This is a genomic window from Pseudomonas furukawaii, from assembly GCF_002355475.1.
Classification (GTDB): Bacteria; Pseudomonadota; Gammaproteobacteria; order Pseudomonadales; family Pseudomonadaceae; genus Metapseudomonas; species Metapseudomonas furukawaii.
This window is the reverse complement of record NZ_AP014862.1, coordinates 1,616,460-1,642,881: the sequence shown is the minus strand read 5'-3', so window position 1 is coordinate 1,642,881 and position 26,422 is coordinate 1,616,460. Positions and strand designations below refer to the sequence as shown.

General features: G+C 67.7%; 24 protein-coding genes. 17 read left to right on the top strand and 7 right to left on the bottom strand.

All coding sequences use genetic code 11. The annotated features are described in order from the left end of the window. Positions 1–50 precede the first annotated feature (50 nt). Positions 51–614 (top strand): TetR/AcrR family transcriptional regulator, encoded by a 564-nt coding sequence (locus tag KF707C_RS07590; protein WP_036992538.1) that lies wholly within the window; start codon positions 51–53, stop codon positions 612–614. A 59-nt stretch (positions 615–673) separates the two neighbouring features. Then, a complete protein-coding gene (locus KF707C_RS07585; protein ID WP_003451056.1) occupies positions 674–1,153 on the top strand; it encodes a nuclear transport factor 2 family protein in 480 nt (159 codons plus the stop codon). A gap of 118 nt (positions 1,154–1,271) precedes the next feature. Here KF707C_RS07585 and hisN read toward each other — a convergent pair whose 3' ends face one another. Continuing rightward, positions 1,272–2,051 (bottom strand): histidinol-phosphatase, encoded by a 780-nt coding sequence (hisN, locus tag KF707C_RS07580; RefSeq protein ID WP_003451057.1) that lies wholly within the window; start codon positions 2,049–2,051, stop codon positions 1,272–1,274. 129 nt (positions 2,052–2,180) lie between these two features. Beyond that, complete coding sequence (locus tag KF707C_RS07575; protein WP_003451058.1) at positions 2,181–2,738, bottom strand: cysteine hydrolase family protein; 558 nt, start codon at positions 2,736–2,738, stop codon at positions 2,181–2,183. A gap of 105 nt (positions 2,739–2,843) precedes the next feature. On the opposite strand from KF707C_RS07575, the gene KF707C_RS07570 reads away from it, so the two are divergent. Next, complete coding sequence (locus tag KF707C_RS07570) at positions 2,844–3,854, top strand: GlxA family transcriptional regulator (RefSeq protein WP_003451059.1); 1,011 nt, start codon at positions 2,844–2,846, stop codon at positions 3,852–3,854. Between the two features lie 511 nt (positions 3,855–4,365). Here KF707C_RS07570 and KF707C_RS07565 read toward each other — a convergent pair. The 4 genes from KF707C_RS07565 to KF707C_RS07550 form a co-directional block, all read right to left on the bottom strand. Next, entirely contained in the window at positions 4,366–4,716 is a 351-nt protein-coding gene (locus KF707C_RS07565) for a hypothetical protein (RefSeq protein ID WP_003454435.1), read from the bottom strand. A 72-nt stretch (positions 4,717–4,788) separates the two neighbouring features. Further along, positions 4,789–6,459 carry a sensor domain-containing diguanylate cyclase gene (locus KF707C_RS07560; protein ID WP_003454437.1) on the bottom strand — a complete coding sequence of 557 codons (1,671 nt, stop codon included), beginning with the start codon at positions 6,457–6,459 and terminating at the stop codon, positions 4,789–4,791. Positions 6,460–6,565: 106 nt separating this feature from the next. Then, positions 6,566–6,886, bottom strand: coding sequence for a DUF2025 family protein (locus KF707C_RS07555; RefSeq protein ID WP_003454440.1), 321 nt, complete (start codon positions 6,884–6,886; stop codon positions 6,566–6,568). A gap of 167 nt (positions 6,887–7,053) precedes the next feature. Continuing rightward, the gene (locus tag KF707C_RS07550; RefSeq protein ID WP_003454442.1) at positions 7,054–8,376 is read right to left on the bottom strand and encodes an MFS transporter; all 1,323 of its coding nucleotides are present in this window, start codon (positions 8,374–8,376) and stop codon (positions 7,054–7,056) included. Between the two features lie 173 nt (positions 8,377–8,549). Here KF707C_RS07550 and KF707C_RS07545 point away from each other — a divergent pair, with 173 nt between their 5' ends. The 8 genes from KF707C_RS07545 to KF707C_RS07510 all read left to right on the top strand — a co-directional run bounded on the left by KF707C_RS07545 (position 8,550) and on the right by KF707C_RS07510 (position 18,923). Further along, the gene (locus tag KF707C_RS07545) at positions 8,550–9,464 is read left to right on the top strand and encodes a LysR family transcriptional regulator (protein ID WP_003454447.1); all 915 of its coding nucleotides are present in this window, start codon (positions 8,550–8,552) and stop codon (positions 9,462–9,464) included. A gap of 226 nt (positions 9,465–9,690) precedes the next feature. Beyond that, positions 9,691–11,775, top strand: a complete 2,085-nt coding sequence (locus KF707C_RS07540) for an LTA synthase family protein (protein WP_003454453.1) — start codon at positions 9,691–9,693, stop codon at positions 11,773–11,775. 171 nt (positions 11,776–11,946) lie between these two features. Beyond that, complete coding sequence (gene maiA, locus KF707C_RS07535; protein WP_003454454.1) at positions 11,947–12,579, top strand: maleylacetoacetate isomerase; 633 nt, start codon at positions 11,947–11,949, stop codon at positions 12,577–12,579. A 142-nt stretch (positions 12,580–12,721) separates the two neighbouring features. Next, entirely contained in the window at positions 12,722–13,798 is a 1,077-nt protein-coding gene (gene hppD / locus KF707C_RS07530; protein WP_003454456.1) for a 4-hydroxyphenylpyruvate dioxygenase, read from the top strand. Between the two features lie 152 nt (positions 13,799–13,950). Next, entirely contained in the window at positions 13,951–14,472 is a 522-nt protein-coding gene (locus tag KF707C_RS07525; protein WP_003454458.1) for an RNA polymerase sigma factor, read from the top strand. Between the two features lie 62 nt (positions 14,473–14,534). Continuing rightward, positions 14,535–15,491, top strand: a complete 957-nt coding sequence (locus KF707C_RS07520; RefSeq protein WP_036993491.1) for a FecR family protein — start codon at positions 14,535–14,537, stop codon at positions 15,489–15,491. Between the two features lie 154 nt (positions 15,492–15,645). Further along, entirely contained in the window at positions 15,646–18,249 is a 2,604-nt protein-coding gene (locus tag KF707C_RS07515; protein WP_003454461.1) for a TonB-dependent receptor, read from the top strand. A 95-nt stretch (positions 18,250–18,344) separates the two neighbouring features. Further along, the gene (locus tag KF707C_RS07510; RefSeq protein ID WP_003454463.1) at positions 18,345–18,923 is read left to right on the top strand and encodes a biliverdin-producing heme oxygenase; all 579 of its coding nucleotides are present in this window, start codon (positions 18,345–18,347) and stop codon (positions 18,921–18,923) included. A 718-nt stretch (positions 18,924–19,641) separates the two neighbouring features. On the opposite strand, the gene KF707C_RS07505 is transcribed toward KF707C_RS07510, so the two are convergent. Then, entirely contained in the window at positions 19,642–21,027 is a 1,386-nt protein-coding gene (locus tag KF707C_RS07505) for an MBL fold metallo-hydrolase (RefSeq protein WP_004420882.1), read from the bottom strand. Positions 21,028–21,211: 184 nt separating this feature from the next. Here KF707C_RS07505 and KF707C_RS07500 point away from each other — a divergent pair, with 184 nt between their 5' ends. From KF707C_RS07500 to KF707C_RS07475, 6 genes are all read left to right on the top strand, one after another. Continuing rightward, positions 21,212–22,102, top strand: coding sequence for a diguanylate cyclase domain-containing protein (locus KF707C_RS07500; protein WP_004420893.1), 891 nt, complete (start codon positions 21,212–21,214; stop codon positions 22,100–22,102). An 84-nt stretch (positions 22,103–22,186) separates the two neighbouring features. Then, positions 22,187–22,861, top strand: a complete 675-nt coding sequence (locus tag KF707C_RS07495; protein ID WP_004420894.1) for a thermostable hemolysin — start codon at positions 22,187–22,189, stop codon at positions 22,859–22,861. Next, a complete protein-coding gene (locus KF707C_RS07490; RefSeq protein ID WP_004420895.1) occupies positions 22,851–24,311 on the top strand; it encodes an AMP-binding protein in 1,461 nt (486 codons plus the stop codon). Before KF707C_RS07495 ends, KF707C_RS07490 begins: the two co-directional genes overlap by 11 nt. A gap of 2 nt (positions 24,312–24,313) precedes the next feature. After that, the gene (locus KF707C_RS07485) at positions 24,314–24,988 is read left to right on the top strand and encodes a TenA family transcriptional regulator (RefSeq protein ID WP_036991711.1); all 675 of its coding nucleotides are present in this window, start codon (positions 24,314–24,316) and stop codon (positions 24,986–24,988) included. Continuing rightward, positions 24,975–25,781, top strand: a complete 807-nt coding sequence (locus KF707C_RS07480) for an SDR family oxidoreductase (protein WP_004420897.1) — start codon at positions 24,975–24,977, stop codon at positions 25,779–25,781. Before KF707C_RS07485 ends, KF707C_RS07480 begins: the two co-directional genes overlap by 14 nt. Continuing rightward, positions 25,778–26,422, top strand: a complete 645-nt coding sequence (locus KF707C_RS07475; protein ID WP_004420901.1) for a tetratricopeptide repeat protein — start codon at positions 25,778–25,780, stop codon at positions 26,420–26,422. Before KF707C_RS07480 ends, KF707C_RS07475 begins: the two co-directional genes overlap by 4 nt.

Here is a 26,422-nt window from a genome sequence, read left to right as displayed (position 1 = left end):
TTCCGCGCAAGGCATTGCACGCAGAGAACGATCGTTCTACCATCACTTCCATGAACAGCAAATCAACCTCCGAAGTCCGCGAACGACTTCTCGATACCGCCGAAGACCTGATCTACCGCACGGGGATCAGCGCCACGGGCATGGACCTCCTGGTGAAGACCTCGGGCGTGGCGAGAAAGAGTATCTACACGCACTTCGGCACCAAGGACGACCTGGTCGAAGCGGTGCTGCGGCGGCGCGACGAACGCTGGATGGACTGGTTCAGGACGGAAGTTCGCCGGGCGGAATCACCCGAGGCGCAACTGCTCGCCCTGTTCACGGTGCTCCGGCAGTGGTTCGGCTCCGACGGCTTTCGCGGCTGCGCGTTCGTCAACACCGCCGGTGAGACGGGCGACCCCGACGATCCGGTCCGCCAGGTGGCCAGGGAGCACAAGGAGAAGCTGCTCGGCTTCGTGCGGGAGATTTGCCTCGATTTTGGCGCTGACTATCCGGATGCCCTGGCCAGGCAGCTGTTGATCCTGATAGAGGGCGCCATCAACGCCGCCCACCTCCTCGGTGATCCAAGCTACGCGGACGATGCGCAAGCCATGGCGCGGGCGCTCATCCGCCGGTAACGACCACCCCCGGCGGGCACCTTCACTTCCTTGTCCAACCCTGTACTGGAGACATGCCCATGTCCTCTGAAGAAGCCGTTCGCCCGCCACTTCCCCCGTTCACCCGTGAAACAGCCCTCCTGAAGGTTCGCCTGGCCGAGGATGGCTGGAACAGCCGCGACCCGGAAAAGGTCTCGCTGGCCTACACCCTGGACACCCGCTGGCGCAACCGTGCCGAGTTCGCCACGAGCCGCGCCGAGGCGAAGGCCTTCCTCACCCGGAAATGGGCCAGGGAACTGGACTACCGCCTGATCAAGGAGCTTTGGGCCTTTACCGACAACCGCATCGCCGTGCGCTACGCCTATGAGTGGCGCGACGATTCGGGCAACTGGTTCCGCTCCTATGGCAACGAGAACTGGGAGTTCGACGAGAACGGCCTGATGGCCAACCGCTACGCCTGCATCAACGACATGCCCATCCAGGAATCGGAGCGCAAGTTCCGCTGGCCCCTGGGCCGTCGTCCCGATGACCATCCGGGGCTTTCGGAGCTGGGGCTCTGACCCGTCCACACCCTGCACCCGGCACCTGCCGCCACGGGACGAGCTGATCGCCCAACGCGGGCTGCCGGCCCAATACGAAGAAGCCCCGCCAATCGGCGGGGCTTCTTCGTTCAAGTCGCTAGCGCAGCAGCTCCAGCAGTTGCGCATGCAGGCGCGGATCGCCACAGGCGATGACGTCGCCACCGTCCTGCGCGTCGCCGCCGTCCCAGCGGGTCACGACGCCGCCGGCGCCCTGGATGATGGGCATCAGGGCCTGGATGTCATAGGGCTTGAGGCCCGGATCGAGCACCACGTCCACCAGCCCCAGGGCCAGCATGCAGTAGGCGTAGCAATCGCCGCTGTAGCGCACCAGGCGGGCCTGGCTGGAGAGGCGCTGGAAGGCGTCGCTGTAGGGCGGCTGGAGGAAATGCTCCGGGCTGGTGACCATCAGGGTGGCGTCGGCCAGGTCGCGGCAGGCGCGGGTCCTGATCGGACGGCCGTTGAGCGAGGCGCTGGCGCCATCGCCGATGAAGCGCTCGCGGGTGAAGGGCTGGTCCATCACGCCCAGCGCCGGGCGGGTGCCGTCGTTGAGGGCGATCAGGGTGCCCCAGAGGGGAATGCCGCTGATGAAGGAGCGGGTGCCGTCCACCGGATCCAGCACCCAGGTCCAGGGCTCCTCGCCCTTGAGGTTCTCTTCTTCCTCGCCGAGCACGCCGTGCCCGGGATAACGCTGGGCGATCAGGTCGCGCATGGCCCGCTCGGCGCCCTTGTCGGCGAGGGTCACGGGATCGAAGCGCTCCGCTTCCTTGTTCTCCACCTCCAGGGGCAGGCGGAAATAGGTCAGGGTCACCCGCGCCGCGGCGTCGGCCAGTTCTTCGGCAAACGCCAGGTACTCGGGCGGAAGGGTGTGGTCGTTCATGGGGACTCCGGGGTCAGGCGATCGGCTTGGTTCAAGCATAGGCCAGGCGTCTGAACGTCTGGCCCCTGGGCGGTTGCGGGGGCGACAACCTATAACAGGGGCCAGGCCCGGTTCAAGGAACAGCGCGCCTCAGGCCGCCTGGCCCGCCAGGAACTGCTCGGTGGAGACCACCTGGGCGTAGCCGAAGGCCAGGGCGGCCATGAACGCCGCGTGGACCTGGGCCGCCGGGACGCGGGTGCCGTTGAACTCCAGGTCGAGGGTGGCGCAGGCATCGTGGATCACGGTGACCGGGTAGCCGAAGTCCACCGCCGCGCGGGTGATGCCGTCCACGCACATGTGGCTCATGTTGCCGACGACGGTCAGCCGCTCGATGCCGTGGCGATCCAGCACCGCCTTCAGCTCGGTTTCGCGGAAGGAGTTGATGTAGTGCTTCAGCACCACGGGTTCTTCGGCCAGGTTGGCCACCTTGGGATGGAGCTGCGCGCCCTCGGAACCCGGACGGAAGAAGGGTGCGTCCTGGGTGGGGAATTCATGGCGGATATGCACCACCAGTTCGCCGCGCCGGCGGGCGTCGGCGATCAGTCGCGCGGCGTTGTCGGCGGCCGCGTCCGCACCGGTCAGGGTCCAGAGACCGCCGGGGAAGTAATCGTTCTGGATATCGACGACGACCAGGGCCTGTTTGCTCATGGGGATTCTCCTCGGGTTGTTGGTTGGGTTCGTGGGGCCCAAGATGAACCTTCCGGCGCCGGTCGAGGATCGGCGCGACCGACAAATTCGCAGGAAGAACTGACAATGACGCCCCTGCTGGAGATCGACATCCTCCTCTACCCCGGCGCCCAGCTGGCGGCCGCCCATGGCCTTTCGGACCTGTTCTCGGTGGCCAACCGCATGGCGGCCGAGCACCCGGGCGCGGCGTTGCCGGTGCTGCGCACGCGCCACTTCGGCGCCGACGCGGCCGGCGGCATCAGCTGCCAGCTGGACAGCCATCCCGGGGCCACGGGCCAACCCAGCGTGGCGATCCTGCCGCCCTGCCTCGGCCCCTTGCCGGCGGACGAGGCACTGGCGCCCTTCACCGCCTGGCTCGGCCAGCGCCATGCGGCAGGCGCAACCCTCAGCTCGGTCTGCGCCGGGGCCTACCTGCTGGCCCGCACCGGCCTGCTGGCCGGGCGTGTGCTCACCACCCACTGGAGCCTGGCCCGGGACCTGGGCGAGCGTTTTCCGGAGCTGACCGTGGACGCCGACAAGCTGGTGGTGGACGACGGCGACATCATCACCGCCGGCGGCGTGATGGCCTGGACGGACCTGGGGCTGGCCCTGGTGGACCGGCTGCTGGGGCCCACCATCGCAGCGGACACCGCACGCTTCCTGGTGCTGGACCTGACCCGCCACTCCCAGCAGTACTTCCGCCGCTTCACGCCCGTGCTGACCCACGGCGACGAGGCGGTGCTGAAGGTCCAGCGCTGGCTGCAACGGGACGCCCGCCACGTCAGCCTCGCCGCCATGGCCGCCGAGGCGGGGCTGGGCGAACGCACCTTCCTGCGGCGCTTCCAGCAGGCCACCGGCCTGCGCCCCACCGAGTACTGCCAGCAATTGCGCGCGGCCAAGGCTCGGGAGCTGCTGGAGCTGACCAATCGCACCGTGGACCAGATCGCCTGGGACGTCGGCTACCAGGACCCGGCGGCGTTCCGCAAGGTGTTCACCAGGATGGTCGGACTTTCGCCCATGGACTACCGCAAGCGCTTCGGGCCGCGCGGTGCCGGGGAAAGGAGCCGCGAGGTTGCCGACGGCGCGGCCCTCCTGTAGGAGCCGGCTCGCCGGCGAAGGCTGCGGAGCCGTTCGCGAGCAAGCTCGCTCCTACCGCGCATCGGCACCGCGCGTGATCTTGTAGGAGCCGGCTTGCCGGCGAAGGCTGCGGAGCCGTTCGCGAGCAAGCTCGCGCCTAAAGCGCATCGGCACCGCGCGTGATCTTGTAGGAGCCGGCTTGCCGGCGAAGGCTGCGGAGCCGTTCGCGAGCAAGCTCGCTCCTACCGCGCATCGGCACCGCACGTGATCTTGTAGGAGCCGGCTTGCCGGCGAAGCGCGCGGACTCGTTCGCGAGCAAGCTCGCTCCTACCGCGCATCGGCACCGCACGTGGTCTTGTAGGAGCCGGCTTGCCGGCGAAGCGCGCGGAGCCGTTCGCGAGCAAGCTCGCTCCTACCGCGCATCGGCACCGCACGTGGTCTTGTAGGAGCCGGCTTGCCGGCGAAGGCTGCGGAGCCGTTCGCGAGCAAGCTCGCGCCTAAAGCGCATCGGCACCGGGTGCCCCGAGCCCCATCACTGCGCACAGTCCTCCACCTCGCAGTCGATCGCTCCGTCGCGGTTGCCCTCCCGGTCCCGCACCTCGGCGTCGCGATAGACACCCAGTTCCGGATCGAAGGTGCGGATCAGCACCTGGGGTTCTTCGGTGCTGACCCGAGGTGGCTGGGCATCGCGGAAGCGGTGGTCGTCCGGCACTACGACGAAGGTTTCCGGCGGCGGGTCGGGAAAGGCGCGGGGCGGTGGCGACACATAGGGCCGCGGAGCCTGGCCGGGCGCATCGAGCGGGCCGTCGTAGCCCCCGTCCGCGCCCCAGGCGCAGGCGGCGGGCACGACCAGCAACAGCAGGAGAGGTCCTCGGTGGGCCATGGCGGCGCCCTCCAGATGGGGTCACCCGAGGTGTTCAGTTATAGCACCGCCTCCGGCGCCCCACCCTGGCCGTCAGTCCATGCAGGCCATGATGCAGTTGCGCCCGGCTCCCTTGGCCGCGTAGAGGCCCTGGTCGGCGCGCTTCACCACGCTCTCGGCGTTACGGTCGGACGGCCTCGCCTGGGCGGTGCCGACGCTCAGGGTGATGCGGTTCACCACCGGCGCCGGCGTGGACTCCACCGTGGCACGGATCTTCTCCGCCACGCCCAGGGCATCCTCCTGGCCCGTGGCGGGCAGGAGCACGAGGAACTCCTCGCCACCGACGCGGTAGAGGAAGTCCGTGGCACGGATGCTGGCGCGAATCAGCAGGGCGGTGAACTGCAGCGCCTGGTCGCCCACGTCATGCCCATGGGTGTCGTTGATGCGCTTGAAGTAGTCGATGTCCAGCAGCAGCACGGAATAGACCGAGCCGGTGCGTTGCAGGCGGCGGAACTCCTCCTCCAGCCGCTCATTGGCGGCCAGGCGGTTGAGCACCCCGGTGAGGGCGTCCTTGCGCGCCAGCGATTCCAGCTGGACATTGGCGTCCTCCAGTTGCCGCGTGCGCTCGGCCACCTTGGACTCCAGGTTTTCATTGGCCCGTTCCAGTTCGCCCTTGCGCGCCAGGAGCGTCTCGGCCATGCCGGAAATGGACTGGAACAGTGTCTCCAGCTCCCGGGTGCTGGCATGGACATCCAGCTTCGCGCTCTCGTCCCCCCGGCGGATGCGATCCGCCAGGCGCGCCAGTTGTTCGATGGGCCGGCTGGTGCGCCGCGCACCGAGCCAGGCGAGGACCAGCAGGACCAGGGCGGCGCCGGCGCCGAACAGCAACAGCGCGCGCTGCAACTGGTCCACATCCTGGCGCACGCCCGCGAGGGGCTGGCGCACCAGCACCGTCCAGTTCAGCGGGGTATCGGGAAACAGCTCCGGCACCGGACGCAGGGCGGCCAGGTACTGGCCATCCTCGCTCCAGCGCTGGCTCGACAGGCGCGCCAGGAAGGCATTATCCAGCGTCACGCCGGCGTTCTCCGGGTAGATGATGCGGTCGCGGGCGTCGAGGATGAACAGCTCGACGTCCTGATGCTCCCGGCGCACCGGCTCGATCCGGCCGAGGATGGCGTCCGCCCAGCTCCAGTGGGCGTGGGAGGCCATCACGCCGATCTGCCGGCCATCGGCATCCTGCACCGGGGCGGCGAAATCGATGAAACGTAACGGACCGCCGCCCGGTTCCGCCGGCAGCAGTTTCGCCAGCAGCACCGCCTCGTGCAGGTCGCCGACGAAGGAGCCCTGGCGCCCTTGCTGGAACCACGGCCGCTGGGACACGTCCTGCCCCACCAGCAGGTCGCCACTGGCGGCGCGGACTATGCCGCGCATGTCGGCGAAACCGATCCAGGAGTAGTAGGCGTAGGACTGCTTGAGGCGATCCAGCATGGCGGTGAGCTTCCGGTTGTCCACCCTGCCATCGTCGTCCAGGTAGATGGGGGTGCGCGCCAGCAGGTCGATCTCCCGTTGCCGCTCCCGCAGGTTCTCCGCAAGCAGCGTCGCCACGGACATGGCCAGCCCGGTGAGGGCGTTGCCGCGATCGGCCTCCAGCTGGGCGCCATAGAACCGATCGATATAGAGGTAGTAGGGCAGGCTGACGACGAGGCTGAGGCTGCCGATGAGCAGGGCAAGGCGGTTCCTGAAGGTATCGGGGAGAAGGCGCATCCATGGGTCCTGGGCTGAGACGGGCCGGCATCGGGCGATGCCGGTCAATCTAGCATGGGGCCGGATGCCGATGATGGACGCACTCGACAATCCGGCCCTGGCCCACTCAGAGGCGCCGGCGCTGGGCCTGGATCTCCGGCAGGTCCGTGCGGCGCAGGTAGAGCTGCAGTGTCTCGCCCAGGTTGAGGCGGTCGTTGACGTTCTGGTCCCTGAGTATCTGCAGGCACTCGCGGCTCAGGGTCATCACCTGGTCATCCCTGGCCACCCAGACGAATTCGCTGGCGGGCGTGATGCTGTCATCCGGCACGTCCATGCCGAAGGCGTCCTCGCTGAAGCGCACGATGTACTTGCCCAGCTTGCGGTTGAAACCGACGAAACCCAGCAGGGCGTCGGCGGCGTTGCAGATGTCGGCGGATGTGATGCTCATGCTGTACTTCCCAGTCTGGATAGGAGCGGGTTGCGCACGCATGGAAGGCGGGAGTCCCACTCTGCCGGTGGGTGGGGCACCATTCTGCCAGCCCGGGAGGACGCCCGGCACAGGACAGGCGCGGACAGGATGTCGCACCTCCGGCGGTGCCGGAGGTGCGGAGCGGGTCAGTGGGCGGGTTGGCTGATGGCGTTGCCCGGCAGGACCGGCAGGCGCGCCAGGTGCAGCGCCACCGCCACCGAAAGCACCAGCAGGCCACCGATGAACAGGCCGATGCCTTCCCAGCCGTAGAGGTGCCAGAACAGGCCACCCAGGGTGCCGGCCAGGCTGGAGCCGGCGTAGTAGCTGAACAGGTACAGGGACGACGCCTGTCCCTTGGCCCGCTGGGCGCGGCGGCCGATCCAGCTGCTGGCCACCGAGTGGGCGCCGAAGAAGCCGAAGGTGAAGACCACCATGCCGACGAGGATGACGCCCAGCGGGTTGAACAGGGTCAGCAGCAGGCCGCCCAGCATCACCAGGATGGACGCCCAGAGCACCTTGCGCCGCCCCAGCCTGTCCGCCAGCGAACCCACCCAGGCCGAGCTGTAGATGCCCGACAGGTAGACCACCGAGAGCATGCCCACCAGCGCCTGGCTCATGTGATAGGGCTCGGCCAGCAGGCGATAGCCGATGTAGTTGAACAGGGTGACGAAGGCGCCCATCAACAGGAAACCGGTCAGGAACAGCCAGGGCAGGCCGGCATCGCGGAAGTGCAGGCGATAGCCGTCCACCAGCGTCGCGGGACGCAACGGCGCGGGGCGGAAATGCTTCGATTCCGGCAACACCCGCCAGAACACCAGGCCCGCCACCAGGGCCAGGGCCCCCAGCATCGCCAGGGCGGCGTGCCAGGACACGAAATCCACCATCACGCCACTGATCAGCCGGCCGCTCATGCCGCCGATGGCGTTGCCGCTGATGTAGAGCCCCATGGAGAAACCCAGGTGCTGCGGATGGATCTCCTCGCTGAGGTAGGTCATGGCCACGGCGGCCAGCCCGCTCAGGGCCAGGCCCACCAGCGCGCGCATCACCAGCACCCCTTCCCAGGTGGGCATGACGGCGCTGCCCAGGGTGAACAGCGCTGCGGCGATCAGCGACACCACCATCACCGGCTTGCGGCCGATGGCATCCGACAGGGGACCTGTGATCAGCAGGCCGAGGGCGAGCATGGCGGTGGACACCGACAGCGCCAGGCTGCTCTGGGTCGCGGTGATGGCAAAGGCCCTGGACAGCACCGGCATCATCGGCTGGATGCAGTACAGCAGGGCGAAGGTGGCGAAGCCGCCGGAGAACAGCGCCAGGGAGGTGCGACGGAACTGCGGCGTGCCCTTCCTGATGTAGGTGGGAAGCTCGGGGTCATTGGCGGCGGCATCGGGCAGCTCGGCGACGGGCTCGGCCGCCGGACAAGGCGCCGGTTCTTCTGCGGGTTTCACAACTGCCTGGGCTTGGCTCACGGGGCACCTTCGGACGTTTGCGGCGAGCAGGCACAACGAGGCCGTGCCGCCTGGATCAGGGGCTGGGGTGTTCGTTGTTGGGGTTATGGGGCACAGGATATCGGCGGGTTTATATTATCTCCAATATATTGTTCGACCGATTTGATATGTTTTACATATCAAAAGGAGACCCCATGGAACTCAGGCACCTGCGCTACTTCATCGCCGTCGCCGAAGAACTGCACTTCGGTCGCGCCGCCGAACAACTGGGCATATCCCAGCCGCCCCTGAGCCAGCAGATCCAGGCCCTGGAAGAGGAAATCGGCGCCCGCCTGCTGGAGCGCACCAACCGCCGGGTGGAGCTGACCGAAGCCGGTCGCCGCTTCCTCGACGAGGCCCGCCTGGTGCTGCAGCAGGTGGACAAGGCGGTGCAACTGGCCCGCCGAGCGCACCGGGGCGAACTGGGCGAACTCAAGGTGGGGTTCACCTCCTCGGCGCCCTTCACCTCCACCATTCCCCGCAGCATCCATGCGTTTCGCCAGCGCTACCCGGACGTCCACCTGGAGCTCACCGAAGGCAGCAGCGCCGAGACGGCGAAGGCCCTGCAGGAAGAAACCGTGCAAGTGGGCGTGATCCGTCCCATGGCGCTGCCCGACAACCTGGTGGCCGTGGAGCTGTTCAACGAACCCCTGGTGGCGGTGCTGCGGGCCGACCATCCCCTGGCCGCCGGCAGCGAAGAGGGCCTCTCCGTAGGCGCGCTGGCCGACGAACCCTTCGTATTCTTCCCCCGGAGCTTCGGCACCGGCCTCTACGACCAGCTCCAGGCGCTGGCCCGGGAAGCCGGCTTCACCCCGCGAATCGCCCAGGAAGCCAGCGAGGCCATGACCATCATCGGCCTGGTGTCGGCCGGCCTGGGCGTCTCGGTGCTGCCCGCCTCGTTCCGGCGCACGCGGGTGGACGGGGTGGTCTACCGCACCTTGCTGGATCCCGGCGCCACCACGGCCGTGTGGCTGGTACGACGGCGGGACGAGCGCTCTCCCCTGGCCCACGCCTTCATCGACCTGGTGACCCGGGAAGCCGCCGCCATCCGCGAGCGCAGGCTGGGCTGAAACCGTGGCTACGGGAACATTCCTACTTATGTCACGGTAACAGTCCGACACAGCTTCGACGCTGCCCGCCCCGGAATACGACGTTTTCTTCACATTTGCTCTGGCACAGTCCGTCCGCTTTGGCGATCCGGCCAGGAACCATGACGCCATCACCGGGGTCTTCATGGCCTCGGCGAGGTCCAACCGGCCATCGCCCTTTCACCCGCTTCTCTGGATGCCCGACCCGATGACCGCCAAGGAACCCCTGACCACCGGCCACGCCCACTTCAACCTGGACAAGCCCACCACCCGGAGCCACCTGGCCTTCACCCTGGCAAGCGCCGTGGCGCTGCTGGTGATGTACAGCCTGTTGCGCGTCGCCCTGCTGGTCTACAACAGCGACCAGATCGGCGACGCCCCGGCCTCGGTCTTCGTCGAATCCTTCGCCAACGGCGTGCGTTTCGACCTGCGCGTGGTGGTGTTCGTCTGCATCCCGCTGCTGCTGTCGCTGCTCAGCGCACGCGCCATGGCCGCGCGCGGCCTGCACCGCCTCTGGCTGACCTTCGCCGCCAGCCTGACGCTGTTCCTCGGCATCAGCGAACTGGACTTCTACCGCGAATTCCACCAGCGCCTGAACAGCCTGGTGTTCCAGTACCTGCAGGAGGACCTGGGCACCGTCGCCAGCATGATCTGGAACGGCTTCCCCGTCGGCCGCTACCTGGTCGCCTGGGCCCTGGCCACCGCCCTGCTCTACCAGCTGTTCCGCGCCATCGACCTGGCCAGCCGCCCGCGCCTCCGGGCCAGCGCCGCGGCCAAGCCCCGGCATCACGCCCATTGGTTCGGACGCCTCGCCCTCTTCGTGGTCTGCCTGATGGTGGCCGTGGTGGCCGCCCGTGGCCATCTGCGCCAGGGACCGCCGCTGCGCTGGGGCGACGCCTTCACCACCGAGTCCATGTTCGCCAACCAGTTGGGCCTGAACGGCACGCTGACCCTGGTGGACGCCGCCAAGAACAGCTTCTCCTCCCACCGCGACAACGCCTGGAAGGCCACCCTGCCGGAAGACCAGGCGCTGGCCAGCGTGCGCGAGATGCTGCTGACGCCCCATGACCGGTTGGTGGACACCGACACCGCCGCCATCCGCCGCGACTTCACCCCGCCGACCGAAGGCACCCTGCCGATCCGCAATGTGGTGGTGATCCTCATGGAAAGCTTCGCCGGTCGCTGGGTCGGCGCCCTCGGCAGCGAAGCCGGCATCACCCCGCACTTCGACCGTCTGGCCAGGGAAGGGCTGCTCTTCGACCGCTTCTTCTCCAACGGCACCCACACGCACCAGGGCATGTTCGCCACCATGGCGTGCTTCCCCAACCTGCCCGGCTTCGAGTACCTGATGCGCACCCCGGAAGGTGCCCACCAGTTCTCGGGCCTGCCGCAGTTGCTCAGCGCCCGTGGCTTCAACGACCTGTACGTCTACAACGGCAATTTCCAGTGGGACAACCAGTCCGGCTTCTTCAGCAACCAGGGCATGACCCGGTTCATTGGCCGCGAGGACTTCGTCGACCCGGTGTTCATGGATCCGACCTGGGGCGTATCCGACCAGGACATGTTCGACCGGGGCGCCGCCGAACTGGCGAAGATGCCCACCGACAAGCCCTTCTACGCGCTGCTGCAGACGCTCTCAAACCACACGCCCTACGCCCTGCCGAAGGACCTGCCGGTGGAGCCCGTCACCGCCCACGGCGTCCATAACGAACACCTGACCGCCATGCGCTACGCCGACTGGGCCCTGGGCCAGTTCTTCGAGAAGGTGCGCAAGGAGCCCTGGTTCAAGGACACCCTGTTCGTGGTGGTGGGGGACCATGGCTTCGGCAGCGACAAGCAGTTGACCGAAATGGACCTGTTCCGCTTCAACGTGCCGCTGCTGCTGATCGGTCCCGGCGTGCAGGAAAAGTTCGGCCGCCTGAACCACAGCGTCGGCACCCAGATCGATGTGGTGCCCACCATCATGGGTCGCCTGGGGGGCGAGACCCGCCACCAGTGCTGGGGCCGCGACCTCCTCAACCTGCCGGCCGACGACCCGGGCATCGGCGTGATCAAGCCCTCCGGCAGCGACCAGACCGTGGCCATCGTCAGCAACGACCGCGTACTGGTGCAACCCAAGGACTTCCCGGCGCGCCTGTACCGTTACCAACTGGGCGCCGACGCCAGTGTGGAGCGCGTCCCCGGAGACAACGACCCGCGCCTCGAACGGTACCTGGAGGCCTTCCTCCAGACCGCCACCGGCAGCCTGCTCAACAACACCGCCGGCGTTAAGGACGCCAGGCAGAACCAGTGATGGACCCAGCCCCCGCTCGATGCGGGGGCTTCTTTTTTCACCCGCCGCCCAAGCACGCATTCCCTTGACAGCCTCGCCCCCAGCCCGCAAATTACGCAAAGTGTAAATTGATTACGAAAATAATAATGCCGGCCCCGGACGCTCCGGAACGCCTGCCGCCGAGTGAGTGCCATGGACCTCTACACCTACTACCGTTCCACGTCTTCCTACCGGGTGCGCATCGCGCTGGCCCTGAAGGGACTGGAAGCCCGGCACATCCCGGTGAACCTGATCCAGGACGGTGGACAGCAGCACAGGCCCGAGTACAGGGCGATCAATCCCCAGGGCCGCGTGCCCAGCCTGCGCACCGACGACGGCGCCCTGCTGATCCAGTCCCCCGCCATCCTCGAATACCTGGAAGAGCGCTATCCCAGCCCCGCCCTGCTGCCCGCCGACCTCCTGGCCCGCGCCCGCCAGCGTGCGGTGGCGGCCGTCATCGGCTGCGATATCCACCCATTGCACAACGTCGCCGTGCTCAATCGCCTGCGTGGCCTGAAGGTCGATGAAGCCGAGGTGATGGCCTGGATCCGTCACTGGATCGCCGAGGGCTTCAACGCCATCGAGGCGCTGATCGGCGACGACGGCTTCTGCTTCGGCGAGCCCGGCCTGGCCGACGTCTACCTGCTACCGCAGGTCTATGCGGCCCGCCGTTTCGAACTGGACCTGTCACACTATCCGAAGATCGCCCGGGTCGAAGCCCTTGCCCTTGCGCATCCGGCCTTCGTCCAGGCGCACCCCGACCAGCAAGCCGACAAGCCGGCCTGAGGCCACGCCCATGAAAAGCCTCGGATTCAAAGTCACCATCGGCGACCATCTCGCCCGCAGCGTGCGGGGGATTTCCTGCGCGCCACCACCCGCCACCTCGCATTGACCCATACTTCCAATCAATCGCTTGAGGTGCCTGACAATGGCTGACATCTTCGAAAACCCCATGGGCCTGATGGGCTTTGAATTCATCGAGTTCGCGTCCCCCACCCCCAACACCCTGGAACCCATCTTCGCCATGATGGGCTTCACCAAGGTCGCCACCCACCGCTCCAAGGACGTGCACCTGTATCGCCAGGGCGAGATCAACCTGATCCTCAACAACGAGCCGAAGAGCCTGGCCGCCTACTTCGCCGCCGAGCACGGCCCCTCCGTCTGCGGCATGGCCTTCCGCGTGAAGAACGCCCACCAGGCCTACGCCCGCGCCCTGGAACTGGGTGCCCAGCCCATCGACATCCCCACCGGACCGATGGAACTGCGCCTGCCGGCCATCAAGGGCATCGGCGGCGCGCCGCTCTACCTGATCGACCGCTTCGGCGAGGGCTCCTCGATCTACGACATCGACTTCGAGTTCATCGAAGGCGTCGACCGCCACCCCAAAGGCGCGGGCCTGAAGCTGATCGACCACCTGACCCACAACGTCTATCGCGGTCGCATGGCCTACTGGGCCGACTTCTACGAGAAGCTGTTCAACTTCCGCGAGATCCGCTACTTCGACATCAAGGGCGAGTACACCGGCCTGACCTCCAAGGCCATGACCGCGCCGGATGGCAAGATCCGCATCCCGCTGAACGAGGAGTCCTCCAAGGGTTCGGGCCAGATCGAAGAGTTCCTGATGCAGTTCAACGGCGAAGGCATCCAGCACGTGGCCTTCTTCACCGACGACCTGGTCAAGACCTGGGACGAGCTCAAGGCCCTCGGCATGCGCTTCATGACCGCGCCGCCAGCCACCTACTACGAGATGCTCCAGAGCCGCCTGCCCGACCACGGCGAGCCGGAAGGCGAACTGCAGGCCCGTGGCATCCTGCTGGACGGCACCACCGACGGCGGCAACCGGCGCCTGCTGCTGCAGATCTTCTCGGAAACCCTGATGGGCCCGGTGTTCTTCGAGTTCATCCAGCGCAAGGGCGACGACGGATTCGGCGAGGGCAACTTCAAGGCCCTGTTCGAGTCCATCGAGCGCGACCAGATCCGCCGTGGCGTCCTGACCACGGAGTAAGCGACATCGCCTGCGAAAAACCCGGTTCTTGCCGGGTTTTTTCGCTTCAGGGATTTGCCCCTCGCCCCGCCGACCGTGCAGGGCAAATCGCCATTGCTTGGTGCAAATAAAAGTCATTATCATTCGCGACCAGTTCAATCCTGGACGCACCCGTGACCACCTCCAAGCTCGACGCCGTATTCATCGCCCAACGAACCCCGCTGCTGCGCACCCTCATCCGCATGGTGAAAAACCCCAGCGTGGCGGAAGACCTGGTCCAGGAAACCTACCTGCGGGTCGCCACCACCTTGCGGGAGCGGCGCGTCGACCACCTCGAACCCTTTCTCTTCCAGACCGGGCGCAACCTCGCCCTGGACCACCTGCGGCACATGCGCATGAAGTCCCGCACCCTGGTGGAGGACCTGCCCGGAGCGGTGATCGAGGCCATCCCGGACGCCGCCTCATCCACCGAGGACGGCCTCTACGCCGGGCAACTGCTGGAGCGCCTGGGCACCACCCTGTCGCGCCTGACGGACCGCCAGCAGCGCATGTTCATCCTCAGCCGCCTTCACGGCCTCGGCCACGGCGAAATCGCCGAGCGGCTGAAGGTCTCGCCCAGTACGGTGCAGAAGGAACTGAAACTCATCATGGCGATCTGCGTGGAAAGCCTCAGCCGCCTGGAGCCAACCCCATGATGGGCTTTCGCTCCCCCCGTCGCGCGCTGAAAATGGCGCTCCCCGCGTTCGAGGATTTCCCGATGCCCCAGTCCGCCGCCCCCGGCAGCCACGTACTCGACGACGCCGTGATGGCTGAAGCCCTCGACTGGCTGATCCGCCTCGAGGACGCCGACGACCTCGATCGCGCGCAGTTCCAGGCCTGGATCGAGCGCGCCCCGGCGCATCGCGCGGCCTTCGACAAGGCTCGGGGCATCTGGCAATCGCCCGCGCTGGCGGACATCGCGCGGGAGCTGGAGGCCGGCCTGCAGCCGCCGCGGCCCGCCCGGCGGCGACTGCTCAAGCCCCTGACCCTGGCCGCCGGCCTGGTGCTGGCGGTGGCCGCCGCCCTGGAGAGCGACCTGCCGCTACGCCTCAGGGCCGACCACCTGACCGACGTGGGCGAGCGCCAGAACCTGCAACTGGCCGACGGTTCCAGGGTCCTGCTCAACACCGACTCCGCCCTCTCCAGCCGCATCGACGACCAGCGGCGCATCGCCCGCCTCTTCCGGGGCGAGGCCTACTTCGACGTGGCCCGGGACCCCGATCGCCCCTTCGAGGTGGAGGCCGGGCCGGTCCAGGTGTCGGTGCGCGGCACCGCCTTCGCCGTGCGCTACCTGGGCAACGCCGCGGAAGTCAGCGTCCACCATGGCAGCGTCGACCTCAGCAGCCGCCAGGACGGCGCCCGGGTCAGCCTGCGGGCCGGGGACAGCATCCGCATCGGTCCCGAGGGTTTTGGCGATCCGCGCCAGGGCGACCTGGACCAGGAGCTTGCCTGGGTGCGCGGCCGCCTGGTGTTCGAGGATTGCCCCCTGAGCCAGGTCCTGGTGGAACTGCGCCGCTACTACCCGGGCTGGATCCTCAGCGCCGACGATGACCTGGGCCAGGTCAAGGTCACCGGCAACTACCGCCTCGACGACCCGATCGGCGTGGTTCGTTCCCTGGCCCAGGTCACCTCCGCGCGGCTCCACGAATACCCCGCGCTGCTGATCCTCGACTGAGCGCCCGGCGGGTTCCGGCCCGCCCGCGCCACGGCCTGGCCCGCCCCCGTCGAAATTATTTTTACGCAACCGAGAAGGCTCGTTCGTCCCGTCAAAAGCCAATGCAATTGATTCGCATTAATAACCAAAAGACGGACTGACAAGAGAGCCTTCCATGAACCAGCCATTCCGGAGCCCCGCCGAGCACCGGCTGTCCACCCGCACGCTGTCCCTGCTGGCCCTGTCCATCGCCCTGGCCGGGGTCCCCATCATCCCGGCGACGGCCGCCGACAATCCGGCCACCAGCAGTCGAAACCAGCAACCGGGCTATGACTTCGCCATCCCGCGCCAACCCCTGGTGTCCGCCCTGAACGCCTTCAGCGGCGTCACCGGCTGGCAGGTGGGATTACCGGCGGCACTGGCGGAAGGCCGGGTGTCCCCCGGCATCAGCGGGCGCCTGCCGGCGCAGCAGGCCCTGACCCGCCTGCTGGCGGGTACCGGCCTGGAGTACCGCAGCATCGGTGAGCGCAACGTGGTACTGGAAAAGGTCCCGGCCCCGGGCCTGGAACTGCAACCCCTCACCGTCTCCGCCACCCGCCACGCCCAGAGCGCCAGCCGGGTACCCGTCACCGTCAGCGTGAAGAGCCGCGACCAGCTGGACCGAGCCAACGTCAACAGCATCAAGGACCTCGTGCGTGACGAGCCCGGCGTCAGCGTGGGTGGCACCGGCCAGCGTGCGGGCCTCACCGGCTACAACATCCGAGGCATCGACGGCGACCGCGTCCTGACTCAGGTGGACGGCGTGGAAATCCCCAACGGCTTCTTCAACGGTCCCTACGCCCAGACCCGGCGCAACTACGTGGACCCGGAGATCGTCAAGCGCGTGGAGATCCTTCGCGGTCCGTCCTCGGCCCTCTACGGCAGCAACGCCATCGGCGGCGCGGTGAGCTACTACACCCTGGACGCCGACGACATCATCCGGGACGGACGCGACACCGGCGCCCGCCTCAAGGGCGGCTACAGTTCCGCCGACGACAGCTGGCTGACCTCCGCCACCCTGGCCGGGCGCCGCGATCAGTTCGACGCCCTGCTCCACCTCAGCCAGCGCAACGGCCACGAAACCGAATCCTACGGCGAGCACGGGGGCACCGGCCTCGACCGTACCCGCGCCAATCCGGAAGACGCGCAGACCACCAACCTGCTGGCCAAGCTGGGCTGGAACTACAACGACAGCGACCGCCTGCAGCTGACCTACGAGAAGTACCGGGACGACGTCGACACCGACCAGAAGAGCGCCTATGGCGGCCCCTACTCCAACGGCCAGCCGGCCATTCCCGGCAGCATCCTCCCGGGCGGCATGTACCAGTGGCGTACGGGCAACGACACCATCACCCGCGAACGCTTCGGCCTGGAACACCGCTTCGCCCTCGACAGCCTGATGGCCGACAACGCCCGCTGGAGCCTGAACTACCAGGATGCCAGGACCGAGCAGAGCACCGAGGAGTTCTACTACCCCATCACCCGCCAGGTGCTGCGTACCCGCGACACCCTCTACAAGGAACGCCAGTGGGTCTTCGACCTTCAGCTGGACAAGGCCTTCGCCCTGGGTGAAACGGACCACCTGCTCACCTACGGCACCACCCTCAAGCGGCAGAAGGTCACCGGCTACCGCGAAGGCAGCGGCACCTGCCTGGCGGTGGGGCTTGGCTGTACCGCCGTCGGCGCCCCCAGTGCCCGCGACAGCCTGACGCGCAGCAGCGACTTCCCCGATCCGACCATCGACACCTACGCCCTCTTCGTCCAGGACGAGATCCGCTGGAACCAGTGGACCTTCCTGCCCGGCCTGCGCTACGACCACACCCGCCTCAAGCCGCACATCACCGAGGAATTCCTCGAAACCGTGCAACAGAGCAATGACGACGTGATCAGCCGCGAAGGGAAGGACTGGCACCAACTGTCGCCCAAGCTTGGCGTCACCTACGCCTTCGACGACCACTACCTCTGGTACGGCCAGTACGCCCAGGGCTTCCGCACCCCCACCGCCAAGGCGCTCTACGGGCGCTTCGAGAACCTGGCCGGCGGCTACCACGTGGAGCCCAACCCCAACCTCGACCCCGAGCGCAGCCAGGGCTACGAGGCTGGCCTGCGGGGCAACTTCGACGCGGGCTACTTCGACGTCGCGCTGTTCTACAACCGGTACCGCGACCTGATCGACGAAGACGCCATAGCCCCCGGTTCCGATGAGCTGACCTTCCAGACCCACAACATCGACCACGCCACCATCAAGGGCGTGGAACTCAGGGGTCGCCTGAACCTTGACCGCTTCGGCGCCCCGGCCGGCCTCTACGCCAACGGCTCGGTGGCCTACGCCCAGGGTCGCAACAAGGACAATGGCGAGCCGCTGAACAGCGTCAACCCGCTCACCGGCGTGTTCGGCCTGGGCTACGAACAGGCGCGCTACGGCGCGTTGCTGAACTGGACCCTGGTCAAGCGCAAGACCCGTGTCGACGACAGCGCCTTCAACGCTCCGGATGGCACCAGCGGCCAGTTCAAGACCCCGGGCTACGGCATCCTCGACCTGACCGGCTACTACAGGCTCACCGAAGACCTGACCCTGAACGCCGGCCTGTTCAACCTGACCGACAAGCAGTACTGGCAGTGGGATGACGTGCGCGGCTACGACAGCGTGGGCGAGGCCTCGGTGCTGAGCCCTGCCAACCTCGACCGCCTGACCCGGCCGGGCCGCAACTTCTCGGTGAACCTGGTGTGGGACATCTGACCCGGCCCCGCCCCTTTCGCCGTGAGGGGGGCCATTTTACGCGCCGGCCAACCTGCATCGTCTCGTCAACTGAACCCTTATCCACAGGACATCCCATGACCCAGCTACGCTCCCAGCGACTGAACCAGATCACCCACGAACCTCACAGCCGCCTCGACGCGGCGGTGAAAGCCCAGGACCCGTTTTCCAGCCGGGAGAACTTCGCGCGGTTCGTCCAGGCCCAGTACCTGTTCCAGAGCGAACTCCAGCCCCTCTACCGTGACCCCGCCCTGGTGCAGCTGTTTCCCGACCTGCCGGCCCGCTGCCGCGCCGCCCAGGCCCGTGACGACCTGGCCGACCTCGGCGCCGGGGTTCCGGCCCCGGTGGCCGGCGCTCCGGAAGGCGTCAGCCGGGCCGAAGCCCTGGGCTGGCTCTTCGTCTCCGAGGGATCCAAGCTTGGCGCCGCCTTCCTGATCAGGCGCGTGGCCGCCCTGGGCCTCGGCGAAACCTTCGGCGCCCGCCACCTGGGCGAGCCGGAAGGTGGCCGCGCCGAGGGCTGGAAGACCTTCACCCGTCTCCTCGACGGCCTGGCCCTCAGCGCCGAAGAAGAACGCCAGGCGGATGCCGGCGCCCTCGCCGCCTTCGAGCGCTTCGCGCGGCTGCTGCAGCACAGCTACGCCACCGAGAACGCCTGACTCGCCCGCGAATACCTCCGCGCCTTTCGCCGGCAAGCCGGCTCCTGCGAAGAACCAAAAAAAAGGTTCTTCGCAGATTATCGGGGAAGGGGCTTGCTCAAGCCGGATTGTCGAACCGGCGTCAGGTTTTGTGGGTGCTCGGCTCATTTCCGCGCAGGCTGCGAGTTGCTGTTTCGCCCTCCCGGGCGAGTCCCTTTCTCAATCGCCGAAAGGAACCAAATGGCTTGCCCCTGCATCCGGCCCGGCTTTGCCGGGTCCCCTCGCTGCATCGTCGCTCCGGGGGCACGGCGCGAGGGGCCATCCATGACCCCACACGCCTCTCGCGGCATCCATGCCGCTCGTCCCCCTGCACGACGAATCCGCTCGGCCTCCTGACGGGGCACTTCGCGCGGCGTCATCTTCTTCGCCTGGTTTCAGATCGGTTTGCGCAGCAGGATGACTGGTCCCCTGCCGGCGCGAGTCACCCCTCTCCTCTTCTGGGAGAGGGGCGGGGGGAGAGGGTGGTATCCGCAGACTGGGAGTTGGTCAGGGCGCCACGCAAAATCGCCAATCCAGTGTGAACAGGAGTTCCCCGATTATCCGCGAATAACCAAAAAAAAAGCTGCCATCGCCGGCAGCTTCAGTTTGCACCCTGGCACATCCTGTGCCCTTTCTGTTCCTGGATTCAGGATGCCCATCGCCGATGAATCAGCGATGACGGATTCACGACCATTGGGTGTCAGTCCTCCTCCTCGTACAGATCATCCAGGGACACCCGCTGACGATGTTCGGCCACGGACACCGACCAGCCCAGTTCCTGGCTGATGCGGCGGCGCAGGCAATCGGCGGCGTCGGGTTCGCCGTGGACCACGAAACAATGCCGGGGCGGATGCTCGAAGCCTCCCAGCCAATCGAGGATTTCCCCGGCATCGGCATGGGCCGAAAGGTTTTCCAGGGCGACGACCTCCGCGCGGATGGGTATGTCCTCGCCATGGATGCGCACCTCACGCGCGCCCGATGCGATGAGCGCCCCCCGGGTTCCGCCGGCCTGGAAGCCCGACAGCAGGATGGTGTTGCGCTCGTTCGGCGCCAGCGCCTTCAGGTGGTGCAGCACCCGCCCACCGGTGGCCATGCCGCTGCCGGCGATGATCACCGCAGGCGAGCGCATCTGCTCCAGGCGCTTGGACTCGTCCACCGTCCGGACGAAATGCGCCACCTGGCACACATCCCGGCATTGCTCGCGGGTCAGCCGGTGCTGATCGTGGAAGCGCTGGTACAGGGCGGTCACATCCGTGGCCATGGGGCTGTTGAGGTAGATCGGCAGGTCGGGGATACGTGCCTCCTGCTTGAGGCGGTGGAGCAGGTACATCAACAATTGCGCGCGCCCCACGGCGAAGGACGGCACCACCACGATGCCGTGGCGAAGGGCCGTCCGGTTGACCACATCCGCGAGCACCGTGAGGGTGTCCTCCGTCGGGTGCCGGCGGTTGCCGTAGGTGGACTCCACCAACAGGATATCGGCCCCCTTCACCACCTCCGGCGCGACCATCAGCGGGTCGTCGGGGCGCCCCAGGTCGCCCGAGAACAGGACGCGCCGCCCGCCGACCGTCAGCTCCACCATGGAGGCACCCAGGATATGCCCGGCCGGGCGCAGCAGCAGGGACATGCCGCTGACGATCTCATGGCGGCGATGCAGGGCGAAGGGACGCAGCAGCTTCAGCGCCCGCTCGGCATCGGCCTCCGTGTACAGGGGCTTGGCCGGGTGGTGGCGGGTATAGCCACGGCGGTTGGCGTACTCGGCTTCCTCCTCCTGCAGCCGGGCACTGTCGCGCAGCATGATGTGCGCCAGCTCGCAGGTCGCTTCGGTGGCATAGATGGGTCCCCGAAAACCGTCGCGCACCAGGGCCGGCAGGTAACCACTGTGATCCAGATGGGCATGGGTCAGCACCACCGCATCGATCCGGTGGGGGCGAATGGGAAAGGAATCCCAGTTGCGCAGGCGCAGGGCCTTGTAGCCCTGGAACAGCCCACAATCCACCAGGACCCGTCGGCCCTCGTGTTCCAGCAGGTACTTGCTGCCGGTCACGGTGCCGGCGCCGCCGAGAAAGCTGAGATGGGTGCCCATGTCGATTGCCATCCTTCTTTTCGAGTCCAGTCTGGCAACTCTAGCCGTCAAATCGTCGACTACCTTGTCCTGGGTCAAACGCGCAATGGCCCCTGGCCATGAGCCGCTGATATCCATCAAGAAAGCCGACGACGCCCGGGCATAAGGTGAAAGCTGAATGCCACCGCAACGCGGGAGTACCCCATTGAACGCGTACGACCGGCAGTTACTGGCCAGGGCCATGGAGGGCGCCGCCAATGCCATCCTCATCACTGACCGCAGGGGACGCATCGAATGGGCCAACTCGGCCTTCCTCCGCATCAGCGGCTACGACCTGAGCGAGCTGATCGGCAGGACCCCCGCCCTGCTGAAATCCGGCCGACAGGACCGCGACTTCTACAAGAACCTGTGGAACACCGTGCTGGACGGCAGACCCTGGCAGGGCGAACTGCTGGAACGGGCCCGGGACGGCAGCTTCTATCAGGTCAACCAGGTGATCACGCCGTTGCTGGACGACCAGGGGCGGATCACCCACTTCATCGCCATCCAGCACAGCTTCACCCAGGCCGACCAGGAACGTTCGCGGATGCGCTTCGAGGCCTACCACGACGCCCTCACCGAATTGCCGAACCGTCGCCTGTTCCTCGAGCGCCTGGACCAGGCGATCCATGAGGCGGCCGGCGGCGAAGTACCGGTCACGGTGATGTTCGTCGATCTGGACCGATTCAAGCCGGTCAACGACAACCTTGGCCACGCCCACGGCGACAAGCTGCTGCAGGCGGTGGCCGGCCGCCTGAAAAGCGGCGTGCGCCGCAGCGACCTGGTGGCGCGCCTGTCCGGCGACGAATTCGTGGTGCTGCTCCAGGGCCCCCTCGACGATGACGACCTGGCGCGCCTGGCCGCCGGCATCAACCGCCGCATCGCCCGCCCCTTCCACCTCGACGGCAACACCAACCGGATTTCCGCCAGCATCGGCATCGCCCGCCACCCTGGGCACGGCGCCGACAGCAAGACCTTGCTGGCGGCGGCGGACCAGGCGATGTACCGCGTCAAGGCGCTGGGCGGGAACGGCTTCCGCATCGCACTCGACGGCTGAAACGGGATGCCGGGCATCTTCAGGGTCCCTTAAGACTTCGCACCGATACTGCCCTCCAACACGCCACGAGCCCTGGAGGGCCCCATGAGCAGCGCCGAGTGGAACGACCTGTTTCCCCTTCATTTCGGTCAGAACGCGCAGCAATACAACCTGTCCCTGCTGCTGGCCGGAGACAGCGGGCGCGACCAGGCGGAGGACTTCGTCCATCGCCGCTTCCTCAGCGCCCACGGCGCCGATATCCGCCAGTTCATGCCCGAACTGCTGACCCTGCGCAATCATCACGGCGCGCTGGGCGCCGTCGCCGGCATCCGCCTCGGGGACGCCGGGCCCCTGTTCCTCGAGCAATACCTGGAAGGGCCCGCCGAAAGCCTGATCGCCGGCCGCATCAGTCACCCGGTCAGCCGCAGTCGACTGGTGGAGGTGGGCAACCTCGCCTCCGTCAATGCCGGCAACGCCCGCCTGATCATCGTTGCCGTCACCTGGCTGCTGCACCAGCGCGGCCTGGAATGGGTGGTGTTCACCGGCGCGCCGGCCCTGATCAACAGCTTCCGCCGACTGGGACTGGAACCCATGCTGATGGGCAAGGCCGATCCGCAGTGCCTGGGCGATGGCCAGGGGAACTGGGGCACCTACTACGAGCAGAAGCCCCAGGTGTTCTGCGGCAGCATCGCCTACGGGTTCGAGCAGTTGCAGCGCAGCGGCTACCTCGCCCGCCTGGGATTTCCCGAAGCCGAGGGAACGGCCCACCATGCAGCCTGAAACCTTCCGCGCCATCCTGCGTGACCACGCCGGGCACCAGCCCCAGCGCCTCGCCCTGCGCGGCGACACCCGGCGCTTCACCTACGCCCAGTTGCTCGAGGAAGTCGAGCGTCGCGAAGCCCTGCTGCGCGCCGAGCCCGAGGGTGTGCTGGCCCTCGGCCTGGACAATGGTCCGGAGTTGCTGCTCTGGGACCTGGCGGCGCTGCTGGCCGAACGCCCCAGCCTGATCCTGCCGCCCTTCTTCAGTCCGCAGCAGCGCGCCCACTGCCTGGCGCAGTGCGAAGTCGGCCTGGCGGTGGGCGAAGGGCCCTTCGCCGAGGAGCTGGACGCCGCCGGCTTCCAGGTCGAACGCGGCTTCTGGCGCCGGACGGCGGGCACCGCCAACCTGCCCGCCGGCACCGCCAAGGTCACCTACACCTCCGGCACCACCGGCCAGCCCAAGGGCGTCTGCCTCAGCGCCAGCGCCCTGCTGCAGGTGGCCCATGAGCTGCAACAGGCCAGCCGCGACACCGCCCCCGAGCATTACCTGGCGGTGCTGCCCATGGCCGTGCTGCTGGAGAACCTCGGGCTCTACGCCGCCCTGCTGGCCGGCGCCTGCGCCACCCTGCTGCCCCAGCGCCAGCTCGGCATCCAGGGTGCCAGCGGCGTGGACTGGCCGAAGTTCCTCGGCACCCTGGTCCTCAGCGGCGCCCAGAGCCTGATCCTGGTACCGCAGCTGCTGCTGGGCCTGGTCACCGCCCTCGAGCGCGGCCACCTGCGCGCCACGCCTTTTCGTTTCGTCGCCGTGGGTGGCGCCCGGGTATCGCCCGACCTGCTGGCCCGCGCGGCGAAGGTCGGGCTCCCGGTGTTCGAAGGCTACGGTCTCTCCGAATGCGCCTCGGTGGTCTGCCTGAACCGCCCCGGCGCCCAGCGTCCGGGCAGCGTCGGCCGGCCCCTTCCCCATGTGCGGGTCCGCCTGGCGGAGGATGGCGAAGTGGAGGTCGCCGGCTCCACCCTGCTGGGCTACCTGGGGGACACGCCCTTCACCGGCCAGTGGTGGCCCACCGGCGACATCGGCGAGTTCGACGCCGATGGCTACCTCCACCTGAAGGGCCGCAAGAAGCACCAGTTCATCACCAGCTTCGGCCGCAACGTAAATCCGGACTGGGTGGAGGCCGAGCTGACCCAGCGCGGCGTCATCGCCCAGGCCTTCGTCCATGGCGAGGGCCTGCCGGGCAACCTCGCCCTGCTCTGGCCGGTGGATCCGCAGTGCGACGCCCGGGCCCTGGCCGACGCCGTGGCCAGCGCCAACGCCGCGTTGCCCGACTATGCACGCATCCGCGCCTGGCACCGCCTGGCGACTCCCTTCACCGCCGCCGACGGCCTTTTGACCAGCAACGGCCGGCTGCGCCGCGAGGCCATCCTCGCGCGCTACCACGGCGAACTTCTTGATCTTCAGAACGAGGCATGACCATGAGTTTCTTCGAACAACTGCAAGCGGCCACCGCCCAGGAACGTGACGCCCTGTTCTGCGTCCCGGTGATCCGCGAGGCCCTGGCCGGCCAGGTGAGCCTGGAGGGTTACCGCGCCTTCCTGGCCCAGGCCTACCACCATGTCCGCCACACCGTGCCGCTGATGATGGCCTGCGGCGCGCGCCTGCCCTCGCGCCTGGAATGGCTGAGGGGCGCGGTCTGCGAATACATCGAGGAGGAGTACGGCCACGAGCGCTGGATCCTCGACGACATCGCCGCCTGCGGCGGGGACGCCGAGGCGGTCAGCCGCAGCCGCCCGTCACTGCCCATCGAGCTGATGGTGGCCTACCTCTACGACCTCATCGCCCGTGGCAACCCGGTGGGCCTGTTCGGCATGGTCAACGTCCTGGAGGGCACCAGCATCGCGCTGGCGACCCAGGCCGCCGGCACCATCCGCGAAAGCCTGGGACTGCCTGCGGACGCCTTCAGCTACCTGTCCTCCCACGGCGCCCTCGATGTGGACCACATGGCCACCTATCGCCGGCTGATGGATCGCCTGGACGACGAGGACGACCAGCAGGCGGTGATCCACGCCGCCAAGGTGGTCTACCGCCTCTACGCCGACATGTTCCGCGGCCTGCCCCGCGCCGGCGAGGTGCGCCATGCGTCTCGCTGACTGCCGTGTGCTGCTGACCGGCGCCAGCGGCGGCATCGGCCAGGCGCTGGCGGAAGAACTCTGCGCCCGGGGCGCCCAGGTGCTGGCGGTGAGCCGACGGCAAGGCGCCCTGGCGGAGCTCTCCCGGCGTTATCCACAGCGGTTGACCCGGCTCGACGCGGACCTGCGCCAGCCCCAGGGCCGCCAGCGCGTCCTGGACGCCGCGCGGCAACACGGCGGCATCAACGTGCTGGTCAATGCCGCCGGGGTCAACAGCTTCGCCATGCTGGAGCAGATCGAGGACGAGCAGATCGACGACATGCTCGCCCTCAACATCAACGCCACCCTGAAACTCACCCGCGCCCTGCTGCCGCTGCTGCGCCAGCAGAGCCACGGCCTGGTGGTCAACGTCGGCTCCATCTACGGCTCCATCGGCTACCCCGGCTACGCCGTCTACTGCGCCAGCAAGTTCGCCCTGCGCGGCTTCTCCGAGGCCCTGCGCCGGGAGCTGGCGGATACCTCGGTGAACGTCCTCTACGTGGCGCCCCGGGCCACCCGCACCCCCATGAACAGCCAGGCGGCGATGGCCCTCAACGCCGAACTCAAGGTCGGCGTCGACGAGCCCGAAGCCGTGGCCCGCGCGGTGATCACCGCCATCGAGAAGGACCTGAGCGAGCTCTACCTCGGCTGGCCGGAGAAGTTCTTCGTCCGCCTCAACGGCATGCTGCCGGGCATCGTCGACCGCGCCCTGCAGAAACAGCTGCCCATCATCCGTCGTTTCAGCGCTGCCCATCACGGCAAGGAGCACCCATGATCAAGCGAATCCTCGGCACCGCCAGCCTGCTGCTGGCCCTCAGTCACCCCGCCTGGGCGCTGGACGCCACCGAAAGCCAGCGCCTGTCGGCCATCCAGCAGCGCTGGGCGGAGATCCAGTACCAGGTGCCGGAAAAGCAGCGCGCCACCGAGTTCGAGAAGCTCGCCGCCCAGAGCGCCGCCTTCACCCGCAGCTCGCCGAACGCCGCCGAAGCCTGGATCTGGAACGGCATAGTCAACAGCAGCTGGGCCGGCGCCGATGGCGGCCTGGGCGCCCTGGGCAAGGTGAAGGACGCCCGCGCCTCCCTGGAACAGGCCCTCAAGCTGGACCCGAGCGCCCTGCAGGGCTCGGCCTACACCAGTCTCGGCGCCCTGTACGACCGCGTTCCCGGCTGGCCGGTGAGCTTCGGCGACGACGAAAAGGCCGAGCAGTTGCTGCGCAAGGCCCTGGAGATCAACCCCAACGGCATCGACAGCCTGTACTTCTGGGGCGACCACCTCTACCGTCAGGGCAAGCCGGAGCAGGCCCGCGAGGTCCTGGAGAAGGCCAAGGCGGCACCACCCCGACCCGGCCGTGAACTGGCCGACCAGGGACGTCGCCAGGAGATCGATGCTTTACTCCAGGAAATCCGCAATCCCTGA